Genomic DNA, 9,712 nt, shown 5'->3' with positions numbered 1-9,712 from the left:
GAGCTTACATTTTCTAAGATCCTCGACTCCTTTTCCAGCCGGTCAGATTTTTTCTACACCCTTAAATGCGAAGAGCCAGTAAACAAATGTGGGAGGGGGCTTGCTCCCGATAGCAGTGGGTCAGGCACAGAGACTGTGACTGACACTCCGCTATCGGGAGCAAGCCCCCTCCCACATTTTGGTTCTGCGTGTGGCTTTGGGCCGGTTTAAATGCCGATGTTGCCCAAGGTGATCACGATATTGCGCAAAGTACCCGCGATGCCTGGATGGTCCAACTCGAAACCTTCCACTGCACGGTTCACATCGTCAGCGATGCTGGGTGGCTGGGTGGCCGGTTCCAGCTCCAGTTGTACTTCGAACTTGGCGAGCAAGGCTTCCAACGCTTCACGTTTTTCGGCTGGCAGCGGCGGTTCCTGTTCCAGTTGCTCGCGCAGGATATTGACCTGTTCTTGCAGTTTTTCGCGGGCAGGCATGGCGTTCTTCCTTTTATCGATAGGCACTGGCATAGACCACGGCACGCCGAGAAAGGTCTACGGACTGACCGGTAGATTAATCCACCGGGGCCGAATGTGCATGATCTCGATCAGGGCTTCTCGCCTTTGAGCTGGCGCAGGCTGATGTCCGCCAGGCAGGTGCCGAGCTCGCCGAGATGATCGATCACCGAATGCACCCCCAACCCATACAGTGCCACGGTAGCCTTGCCGCGCTTGTATTCGCGTTGCTGCTCGGTCAGCGCCTGCCATTGCTCGGGCGCCAGGCCGCACAGTGAACCGCAGGACGCCAGGCCTATGGTCCACAACCCGGCATTCAGGCCCGATTGCAGCAAGCGCGGCTCGCCGCTGACCAGCACGCAGCCTTCCAGGCGTGGGATATTCAATTCCATCAGCGCTTGCCAGCACGCATGGGGCGCCGGCCAGCGGATGGAGGAGGGGGATGCGGCCTTGACCCAATCGGGCAGGGCCGCAGCCAGCGGGGTGGTCACCGAGGGTGGCAATTCATCCAGCCAGGCGCAGGGCACGCCTTGCTCTTTCAGGCTGCGCAGAATCTTCAGCGCGCCGGGCGTAGCTTCGGAGTGCGGGGAGAACGAATCGGTGCGTGCCTGGGAACCGAAATCCACCAGGCAGCCACTCAGGCCAAATAACACAGCAGTCAAGGCGGGAGCGGTGGCGACGGCAATTTCGGCGTGAGGCATTTCTACATCCCTGAAATAGCTCCAACGCTATCGGGGTGGGATGACAAGTCGATGACACTGGCGTTAATTGTAGGAAAATTGTCCATTTCAGAGCCTGTCGTTTCTTGGCAGCTGCCTAAATCCACACTTCCGTCATATACTGACGGCCTTATTCAGGGCATAGCGCCCATGACAGACCATTCAAGGAGCAAAAGCTATGCGCTGGAGCCACTACTTCGCTCAGTTGTCGGTGTGTGCCACTGTCCTGCTGGTGCCATTCGCCGCACAGGCAGCGTCGGAAGATGACCCATGGGAAAGCGTCAACCGCCCGATCTTCACTTTCAACGACACCGTTGATACGTACGCCCTCAAGCCATTGGCCCAGGGCTATCAGTTTGTGACCCCGCAATTCATGCAGGACGGCGTGCACAATTTCTTCCGCAACATCGGCGATGTCGGCAACCTGGCCAACAACGTGTTGCAGCTCAAGCCGCACGCTGCTGGCGTGGACACCGCTCGCTTGCTGATGAACACCACCTTCGGCGTGCTGGGCTTTATCGATGTCGGCACCAAAATGGGGCTCAAGCGCAGCGATGAAGACTTCGGCCAGACCCTGGGTTACTGGGGCGTGGGCAGTGGTCCATACGTGATGCTGCCGCTGCTGGGTCCAAGCACCCTGCGCGATGCGCCGTCCAAGTATGTAGACACCTACACCCAGCCATATCGCTATATGAACGATATCGGCTGGCGCAACAGCACCATGGGCCTGAATATCGTCGATACCCGCGCCAGCCTGCTCGAGAGCGAGAAGCTGATCACCGGCGACAAGTACACCTTTATTCGTAACGCCTACCTGCAGAACCGCGAGTTCAAGGTCAAGGACGGCAAGGTCGTCGACGACTTTTAAGCTGTGATATTTTGAAATGAAAAAAAGGCGACCCTGGCGGTCGCCTTTTTTATGTGCGGTTTCAGCGCATTTTCAAGATTTTAAGCCCCAGTTGTTGCTCTTCGCCTGCCGTTTTGGTCCATACCACTTCGGTGTCAGCCTCCAGGCCTTTGAGAGCCGCGTGCTCTGAATCAATGCGCACGGTGAGCAGGTCTCCCACGTTGAACTGACGCGGTGCCTGCACCTGCATCCCGGAGCTGGAAAGGTCCACGCAAACCCCGGCAATCTCTTGGCCCGCGTGGATCAACGCCACGTCGGCATCCACTCGCATGCGGATGAAGTCGCGTTTTTCAGCGTAGTCGCGCTCGTATTCGCTCACAGCTTCCATCCTTACATTGTGTTGTGGTTTTAAGGGTTCTTATAACTCCCGGTGATTTGCGATGTAAAGACGCCCGGCGACCATCGGCATGAGCTTGAAACACCAGGCGGATGGGAGTACCGTCTGCGCCTTAGAAGGGCACCTCTGCTTTACAGTTGTGCGTGGGCAAAAAGCCTATGCTTTGTAGGACAGAGAGGCTAGAAAGCGAATCCAGTAGAGTGAGCCCGGCCTTTGCCGAGTCGCCTACGCCAACCTAATTCTGGCGCCGTTTGCCCACATGCAAAAAACCAGTGCCACGCTGCTGATAATCGATGACGACGAAGTAGTGCGCGCAAGCCTTGCGGCCTATTTGGAAGACAGTGGGTTCAGCGTCCTGCAGGCCAGCAATGGCCAACAGGGTCTCCAGGTATTCGAGAGCGACCAGCCCGACCTCGTGATCTGCGACCTGCGCATGCCCCAGATGGGCGGCCTCGAGCTGATCCGCCAGGTGACCGAGCGCGCCCCGCAGACGCCGGTGATTGTCGTGTCCGGCGCCGGGGTCATGAACGATGCTGTCGAGGCCTTGCGCCTGGGCGCCGCCGATTACCTGATCAAGCCCCTGGAAGACCTGGCGGTGCTGGAGCACTCGGTGCGTCGTGCCCTGGATCGTGCACGCCTGCTGCTGGAAAACCAGCGTTACCGCGAAAAGCTCGAAACCGCCAACCGTGAACTCGAAGCCAGCCTGAACCTGCTCCAGGAGGACCAGAACGCCGGTCGCCAGGTGCAGATGAACATGCTGCCGGTCAGCCCCTGGACCATCGACGAGTTCAAGTTTGCGCACCAGATCATTCCGTCGTTGTACCTGTCGGGTGATTTTGTCGACTATTTCCGTGTCGACGAGCGCCGCGTGGCGTTCTACCTGGCCGATGTCTCCGGCCACGGTGCTTCCTCCGCTTTTGTGACCGTGTTGTTGAAATTCATGACCACACGGCTGTTGTTTGAATCCAAGCGCAATGGCACCTTGCCGGAGTTCACTCCCTCCGAGGTGCTGGGCCACATCAACCGAGGCTTGATCAGCTGCAAGCTGGGCAAGCACGTGACGATGGTGGGCGGCGTGATCGATGAAGAAACCGGTCTTTTGACCTACAGCATTGGTGGTCACCTGCCGATGCCGGTTTTGTACACACCTGACAGTGTGCGCTACCTGGAAGGACGGGGTCTGCCCGTTGGCTTGTTCAATGAAGCCACCTATGAAGACCACATCCTGGAGCTGCCACCGACCTTCAGCCTGACGCTGATGTCCGATGGCATCCTGGACCTTCTTCCAGAGCCTACACTCAAAGAGAAAGAAGCCGCCTTGCCCCAACGGGTCAAGTCGGCGGGCGGCAGCCTGGATGGCCTGCGGCAGGTTTTTGGATTGGCCACGCTAGGGGAGATGCCGGATGATATCGCCCTATTGGTGTTGAGCAGGAATCTTTGATGAGTACCGGAAGAATCCAATTCGCCGAGCAAGACGGGACCTTTGTCCTGAAGTTTGTCGGTGAAGTGCGCCTGACCTTGTGTTCGGCGCTGGATGCGACGATTGAGCGGATTTTCACAGCGCTGAACTTCTCGGCGATCGTGATCGATCTGACCGAAACCCGCAGCATCGATAGCACCACCCTTGGGCTGTTGGCCAAGTTGTCCATTCTGTCTCGGCAGAAGGTCGGCCTGTTGCCCACCGTCGTCACCACCCACGAAGACATCACCCGGCTGCTGCAGTCCATGGGCTTCGACCAGGTGTTCAACATCGTTGACCGCCCGATCCCTTGCCCGGAATGCCTCACCGACCTGCCGGTCCAGGACCAGTCCGAGGAGGTTGTGCGGGTCAAGGTACTGGAAGCGCACAAAATCCTGATGGGCCTCAACGAGTCCAACCGCGAAGCCTTCCACGACCTCGTCAACGCCCTCGAGCGTCACTGATCCCTCTGTAGGTGAGAGGGGGCTTGCCCCCGATAGCACAGTGTAAGGCCATGTATTCCTCGCTGACCCACCGCCATCGGGAGCAACCCCCCTCCCACAGTTGAACTGAGATCGGCTTGCGATCGATACAAAAAAGGGCGGTACCCTCACAGGTACCGCCCTTTTTGCCGTCTCTGTCCGTTTACAGCTTGGCGGACAACAGCGCCTCAAGCTTCTCCTGGTCCCGAGCAAACTGACGAATACCCTCTGCCAGCTTCTCAGTCGCCATCGCATCCTCGTTGGACTCCCAACGGAACTGCGCTTCAGTCAAATGTACCCGCGCCTCTCCGGCATGGCCAGGCGACAACTTGCGCTCCAGCTTGCCTTCGTCCGCCGCCAGCTTCTCCAACAGGTCCGGGCTGATCGTCAGGCGATCACACCCAGCCAACTCTTCGATCTGACTCAGGTTACGGAAGCTCGCCCCCATCACCACAGTCTTGTAGCCGTTGGCCTTGTAGTAGTTGTAGATGCGCGTCACCGACTGCACGCCAGGATCATCCGAGCCGGTGTAGTCGTTGCCATTGGCTTTCTTGTACCAATCGTAGATCCGGCCTACGAATGGCGAAATCAGGAACACACCCGCTTCCGCGCAAGCCACGGCCTGGGCAAACGAGAACAGCAGGGTCAGGTTGGTCTGGATGCCTTCTTTTTCCAGCTTCTCCGCCGCGCGGATACCTTCCCAGGTGGAGGCGATCTTGATCAATACGCGGTCGCGGCCAACGCCGGCCTTGTCATACAGGTCGATCAGACGGTGCGCGCGCTTGAGTACGGCGTCAGTGTCGAACGACAGGCGGGCATCCACTTCGGTGGAAATACGGCCTGGTACCACTTTGAGAATCTCTTGACCCACCGCTACCGCAAACCGGTCGCTGGCCAGGCCGACATCACCGTTGCAGTCCTGCACACACTCATCCAGCAGCTTGGCATAGCCCGGAATCGACGCGGCTTTGAGCAGCAGGGAAGGGTTGGTGGTGGCGTCTTGCGGCTTGAGCTTGGCGAGGGTGGAAAAATCGCCGGTATCGGCTACGACGGTGGTGAACTGCTTGAGTTGTTCCAGCTTGGAAGTCATGGGCGTGCTCTGTCCTATGGGTCTGATGACATTACCCGAGCGCCGACAGGCGCTCAAGGGCGCAAATGCGTTCGATCGTTTGCGAGGGCAACAACCTGAAAACAGCCGTTTGAATGACGGGCCTTGCTGCTGAATAGGAGGCCAGAACGGCCCACAGGTTCAACCCAATTGCCCGATGACACTTGGATAGCACCTTCATGCCAACTGGCGCCTTCCCTGGACACACCGCACCCAATGTGGGAGGAGGCTTGCCCCCGATGGCAGTGTGTCAGTTCATCAATAACCCACCGACGCCCTGCAAGCTATCCAATCAACGCCCTTCCAACAACGCCCCTGCCTGATCCAACAATGCCAACGGATCCGCAGCCTTATGAATATCCACCGACAACAACTGCCTGAATCTGCGCGCCCCAGGGAAACCGGTGCCCAACCCCAACACATGCCGCGTAATGTGATGCATCGCCCCACCCGCCGCCAAATGCTCGGCAATATAAGGCCGCAACTGCGCCAACGCCTCCGCCCGGCTGATCACCGGCGCTTCGCTGCCAAACAACTGCTGATCCACCTCCGCCAGCAGATACGGATTGTGATAAGCCTCCCGGCCCAGCATCACCCCATCAAACGTCTGCAAATGTTCATGGCACTGCTCCAGCGTCTTGATGCCGCCGTTGAGAATAATCTCCAAATCAGCGAAGTCCTGCTTCAACTGCGCCGCCACGTCATAGCGCAAGGGTGGAATGTCGCGGTTCTCCTTTGGCGACAACCCTTCCAGAATCGCAATCCGAGCATGCACCGTAAAACTGCTGCAGCCCGCGTCCTTCACCGTCCCGACAAAGTCACACAACTCGGCATAACTGTCCCGCCCATTGATCCCGATACGGTGCTTGACCGTCACCGGAATCGACACCGCATCGCGCATCGCCTTCACACAATCGGCCACCAAGGCCGGGTGAGCCATCAGGATCGCGCCGATCATATTGTTCTGCACCCGATCGCTCGGGCAGCCGACGTTCAGGTTCACTTCGTCGTAGCCAGCGGCCTCGGCCATACGCGCACAAGCGGCCAGGTCAGCGGGGACACTGCCGCCAAGCTGGAGCGCCAGAGGGTGCTCGGCTTCGTTATGGCGCAGGAAGCGCTCATGGTCGCCATGAAGGATTGCGCCGGTGGTGACCATTTCGGTGTAGAGCAGGGCGTGTTTGGAGAGCAGGCGCAGGAAGAACCGGCAGTGACGGTCGGTCCAGTCCATCATGGGTGCAACGCTAAAGCGCCGAGACAGTGCGGGGCTTGATTCTGCTGGGCTAAAGCTCTGTTTTTGAACCATTTTACTCAACGTGTTTTTCGGCAGGGTTTAGGGCGTTTTCAGGCCGTTTTAGGGCTCGTTGGTAAGATGTACCACCCAAAACTGACGCGTACCACTTTCGATGGCGACTATCAGGGCAAGAAAACTGGCGGATGGGACTGTGAGCTACACGGCTCAGATCCGCATCCAGCGCGACGGAGTGCAAGTCTACCAAGAGAGCCAGACCTTCGCCTGAAAACAGGCCACCTAGGCCTGGACGCTTAATCGCGAGTCGGAGCTGGATGAGCCTGGTGTGATCGAGCGAGCGAATCGCAAGGGCACCGTGCTCAAAGACATGATCAATCGCCACCTGGTAGCGGTTGAGAAAGCCCGGCGACTGGGGAAGACCAAGTGCGACACTCAATGCTATCGGTGAGGTGTACCTAGGCGAGCTGACCGAGCACTACAAGCCGTTTGCCATGCGGTTGTTCAGCGAGTGTTCTGGCCTGATGGTGATCGCTCTGCCGCTGGTGCCAGGTGGCAAGTTCCGGGTGCTGGAGCGTCACCAATTCCGAGGCATGGACTTCGCAGCCCAGGCCAGTGTGATCAAAGCCGTCTGCGACCGCTACTGGGTGACGTGCATCGGGATCGATGTCACCGGTCTGGGCAGCGGCGTGGCGCAGCTGGTGCGCCAATTCTTCCCCAATGTCACCACGTTCAGCTATTCGCCTGAGGTCAAGACCCGCCTGGTGCTGAAGGCCTACGACGTGATCCACCGGGGCCGGCTGGAGTTCGACGCCGGTTGGACCGACATGGCGCAGTCGTTGATGGCGATCCGCAAGACCATCACCGCAGGCGGTCGCCAATTCACCTACACCGCCGGCCGCAACGACAACACCGGCCACGCCGATCTGGCGTGGGCGCTCTTTCACGCATTGCACAACGAACCGCTGGAGGGGCAGATCACTGCCAATACCGGGCGGATGGAGATTTTTTGATGTCGAACCGCCGCAGAAATACCAAGCAAGTGGCCCAGGCTTCCACGGTTGCAACGCAGGAATTTATCCCGCGCAGTGACAGCAAGATCGAGGCGTTCAGCTTCGGCGATCCGTCACCAGTGTTGAGTGGCCGGGAGGTGTTTGATTATCTGGAGTGCTGGTTTAACGGGCGGTGGTACGAGCCGCCGCTGTCGTTGGACGGTCTGGCACGGTCTGTGGGTTCCAGCGTGCACCTTCACTCGGGGCTGATGTTCAAGCGCAATTTGCTGAGCAAAACCTTCATTCCACACCGGCTGCTGTCGCGGGCAGTGTTCGAACAGTTCGCCCTGGACTTCCTGTGTCTGGGTAACGGATATCTGGAAGGACGGCGCTCGATGCTCGGCCCGGTGCGCGAGCTGATACCGCCGCTGGCGAAGTACATGCGCTCGGGCAAGGACGGCCGGCAGTTCATGGTCCAGGGCTGGAAGGAGGAGCATGAATTTGAACCGGGCACCGTTTTTCATCTGCGGGAAACGGATCTGCACCAGGAGGTGTACGGCCTGCCCGAGTGGATTAGCGCCTTGCAGTCGGCGTTGCTGAATGAATCGGCCACGCTGTTTCGCCGCAAGTATTACGAGAACGGTAGTCACGCCGGCTTCATCCTCTACATGACCGACGCCGCGCAGAACGAAGCGGACGTCGACTCACTGCGCAAAGCGCTGAAGGACTCCAAGGGGCCTGGCAACTTCCGCAACCTGTTCGTGTACTCGCCGAACGGCAAAAAGGACGGGTTGCAGATCATCCCTGTAAGCGAAGTGACGGCCAAGGACGAATTCAACTCGATCAAAAACCAGACCCGCGACGACGTGCTCGCCAGCTTGCGTATTCCGCCGCAACTGATGGGCATCGTGCCGCAGAACGCGGGTGGGTTTGGGTCGATCAGGGAGGCGGCGCAGATCTATGCAGCCAATGAACTGGAGCCGATTCAGGCGCGGATGGCGCAGTTGAATGAGTGGATCGGGGAGGAGGTCGTGCGCTTCAAACCCTATGAAATTTATGTAGGAGCCTAAAATTTCGATAACAAATTAAACCACGAATTTTAACATCAGCTTCGGCTAGACACTAGCATTCTCCGGTGTGATTGGAGAGGGCTTTAGGAACTCACTCTCCGGAAATATTTCTCTGGCGATTTCCCAAGTTTTTTGATGGGACTCTCGGTTTGAATCTAAATTTTTACAGAGAAGTTCATAAGAGTTATTTGCATAATTGAATGCGGAATGAAAGATGAGTGGGCCAAGAAGGCTCTCTATCTCTTTGAATGAGAGCTCACGACCATTCATGTCATGTTTCTCAAGTGCGGGTTGAAGTTTTTCCAAGTGGAAATCGTTTCTTATATTTATGCTTAAGATGGTTTGTTCAAAGCGCTCTTGTTCTATTGTTAAATCAAGTAGGTGGCTAACGTTTTTTAGCTCTGTTAAGAAATTTAAACTCTCAAAATCAATTCGGGCGTCTTTGTATTCTGGGAATTTTGCAGCTGGCATTGATATGGCTCGATCAATATCGGTAGGAAATTCATCATAAGTTCTTTTCATCTGAAACATAGCGTTGTACTGCCTCGTTAGAGTGAACAGGCAAGCTTCTAAAGTGCTTTTTCTTTTATTAAGCTTTGCCTGCTTTTCTTCATGTCTTCTGAACAAATATGCAAAGTATGAACCGAAAAATGCGCCAAGACCTGCTGAGAAAAAAGGCCATATTTTATCTGTCGTAGGTGTAATTGATTTGTCAATCGCAAGGCTTGAGAAATACCACAGAATTAACGCTGCCAAGCCCGTAAGAATGCCCATCCATATAGGGTCGTAATTTCTTAGGTTTTTCATCGGTGTCCTTGATGGTGTCTAGGGAAACTCTGAAAAAAACTTTCTGATTTGGCAAAATACCGCGACCCCACCCACCGAGTTTCCCGATGAAGCA

General features: G+C 56.9%; 10 protein-coding genes and 2 pseudogenes. 6 read left to right on the top strand and 6 right to left on the bottom strand.

All coding sequences use genetic code 11. The features are described 5' to 3' along the window. Positions 1-206: 206 nt before the first annotated feature. Together AC1Q6I_RS34415 and pcrP are read right to left on the bottom strand one after the other, a co-directional pair. The gene (locus AC1Q6I_RS34415) at positions 207-473 is read right to left on the bottom strand and encodes a DUF4404 family protein (protein WP_069075495.1); all 267 of its coding nucleotides are present in this window, start codon (positions 471-473) and stop codon (positions 207-209) included. A gap of 110 nt (positions 474-583) precedes the next feature. Beyond that, complete coding sequence (gene pcrP, locus AC1Q6I_RS34410; protein WP_024074104.1) at positions 584-1,192, bottom strand: HAD superfamily inactivated hydrolase PcrP; 609 nt, start codon at positions 1,190-1,192, stop codon at positions 584-586. A 196-nt stretch (positions 1,193-1,388) separates the two neighbouring features. On the opposite strand from pcrP, the gene AC1Q6I_RS34405 reads away from it, so the two are divergent. Next, entirely contained in the window at positions 1,389-2,078 is a 690-nt protein-coding gene (locus AC1Q6I_RS34405; protein ID WP_024074105.1) for an MlaA family lipoprotein, read from the top strand. Between the two features lie 61 nt (positions 2,079-2,139). On the opposite strand, the gene AC1Q6I_RS34400 is transcribed toward AC1Q6I_RS34405, so the two are convergent. Further along, complete coding sequence (locus AC1Q6I_RS34400) at positions 2,140-2,436, bottom strand: PilZ domain-containing protein (RefSeq protein ID WP_024074106.1); 297 nt, start codon at positions 2,434-2,436, stop codon at positions 2,140-2,142. Positions 2,437-2,713: 277 nt separating this feature from the next. Between AC1Q6I_RS34400 and rssB the strand changes: the two genes are divergently transcribed. Both rssB and rssC read left to right on the top strand, forming a co-directional pair. After that, a complete protein-coding gene (gene rssB / locus AC1Q6I_RS34395) occupies positions 2,714-3,895 on the top strand; it encodes a two-component system response regulator RssB (protein WP_024074107.1) in 1,182 nt (393 codons plus the stop codon). Beyond that, positions 3,895-4,377: an anti-sigma factor antagonist RssC gene (rssC, locus tag AC1Q6I_RS34390; RefSeq protein ID WP_024074108.1), complete on the top strand. Its 483-nt coding sequence runs from the start codon at positions 3,895-3,897 to the stop codon at positions 4,375-4,377. Before rssB ends, rssC begins: the two co-directional genes overlap by 1 nt. Positions 4,378-4,558: 181 nt before the next feature. Here rssC and tal read toward each other — a convergent pair whose 3' ends face one another. Next, positions 4,559-5,485: a transaldolase gene (gene tal / locus AC1Q6I_RS34385; RefSeq protein WP_024074109.1), complete on the bottom strand. Its 927-nt coding sequence runs from the start codon at positions 5,483-5,485 to the stop codon at positions 4,559-4,561. A gap of 310 nt (positions 5,486-5,795) precedes the next feature. Then, the gene (dusA, locus tag AC1Q6I_RS34380; RefSeq protein ID WP_102624770.1) at positions 5,796-6,806 is read right to left on the bottom strand and encodes a tRNA dihydrouridine(20/20a) synthase DusA; all 1,011 of its coding nucleotides are present in this window, start codon (positions 6,804-6,806) and stop codon (positions 5,796-5,798) included. A gap of 100 nt (positions 6,807-6,906) precedes the next feature. Here dusA and AC1Q6I_RS34375 point away from each other — a divergent pair. From AC1Q6I_RS34375 to AC1Q6I_RS34365, 3 genes and pseudogenes are all read left to right on the top strand, one after another. After that, a pseudogene (locus tag AC1Q6I_RS34375) lies at positions 6,907-7,225 on the top strand (site-specific integrase); the annotation flags it as partial. Next, positions 7,214-7,762 (top strand): annotated as a pseudogene (locus AC1Q6I_RS34370) (phage terminase large subunit family protein); the annotation flags it as partial. The pseudogenes AC1Q6I_RS34375 and AC1Q6I_RS34370, both read left to right, overlap by 12 nt. After that, positions 7,762-8,811 carry a phage portal protein gene (locus AC1Q6I_RS34365; protein WP_102624769.1) on the top strand — a complete coding sequence of 350 codons (1,050 nt, stop codon included), beginning with the start codon at positions 7,762-7,764 and terminating at the stop codon, positions 8,809-8,811. The pseudogene AC1Q6I_RS34370 and the gene AC1Q6I_RS34365, both read left to right, overlap by 1 nt. A gap of 45 nt (positions 8,812-8,856) precedes the next feature. Here AC1Q6I_RS34365 and AC1Q6I_RS34360 read toward each other — a convergent pair whose 3' ends face one another. Beyond that, positions 8,857-9,618, bottom strand: coding sequence for a hypothetical protein (locus AC1Q6I_RS34360; RefSeq protein WP_102624768.1), 762 nt, complete (start codon positions 9,616-9,618; stop codon positions 8,857-8,859). Positions 9,619-9,712 lie beyond the last annotated feature (94 nt).

Source organism: Pseudomonas sp. MPR-R2A5, from assembly GCF_058793055.1.
This window is presented reverse-complemented; position numbering and strand designations above follow the sequence as displayed.

What these genes read in the sequence shown, in the direction of transcription:
- pcrP (WP_024074104.1), bottom strand. Translation starts at nt 1,192, where the DNA reads ATGCCTCACGCCGAAATTGCCGTCGCCACCGCTCCCGCCTTGACTGCT.
- tal (WP_024074109.1), bottom strand. Translation starts at nt 5,485, where the DNA reads ATGACTTCCAAGCTGGAACAACTCAAGCAGTTCACCACCGTCGTAGCC.
- dusA (WP_102624770.1), bottom strand. Translation starts at nt 6,806, where the DNA reads ATGGTTCAAAAACAGAGCTTTAGCCCAGCAGAATCAAGCCCCGCACTG.
- AC1Q6I_RS34405 (WP_024074105.1), top strand. Translation starts at nt 1,389, where the DNA reads ATGCGCTGGAGCCACTACTTCGCTCAGTTGTCGGTGTGTGCCACTGTC.
- rssB (WP_024074107.1), top strand. Translation starts at nt 2,714, where the DNA reads ATGCAAAAAACCAGTGCCACGCTGCTGATAATCGATGACGACGAAGTA.
- AC1Q6I_RS34360 (WP_102624768.1), bottom strand. Translation starts at nt 9,618, where the DNA reads ATGAAAAACCTAAGAAATTACGACCCTATATGGATGGGCATTCTTACG.
- rssC (WP_024074108.1), top strand. Translation starts at nt 3,895, where the DNA reads ATGAGTACCGGAAGAATCCAATTCGCCGAGCAAGACGGGACCTTTGTC.
- AC1Q6I_RS34365 (WP_102624769.1), top strand. Translation starts at nt 7,762, where the DNA reads ATGTCGAACCGCCGCAGAAATACCAAGCAAGTGGCCCAGGCTTCCACG.
- AC1Q6I_RS34415 (WP_069075495.1), bottom strand. Translation starts at nt 473, where the DNA reads ATGCCTGCCCGCGAAAAACTGCAAGAACAGGTCAATATCCTGCGCGAG.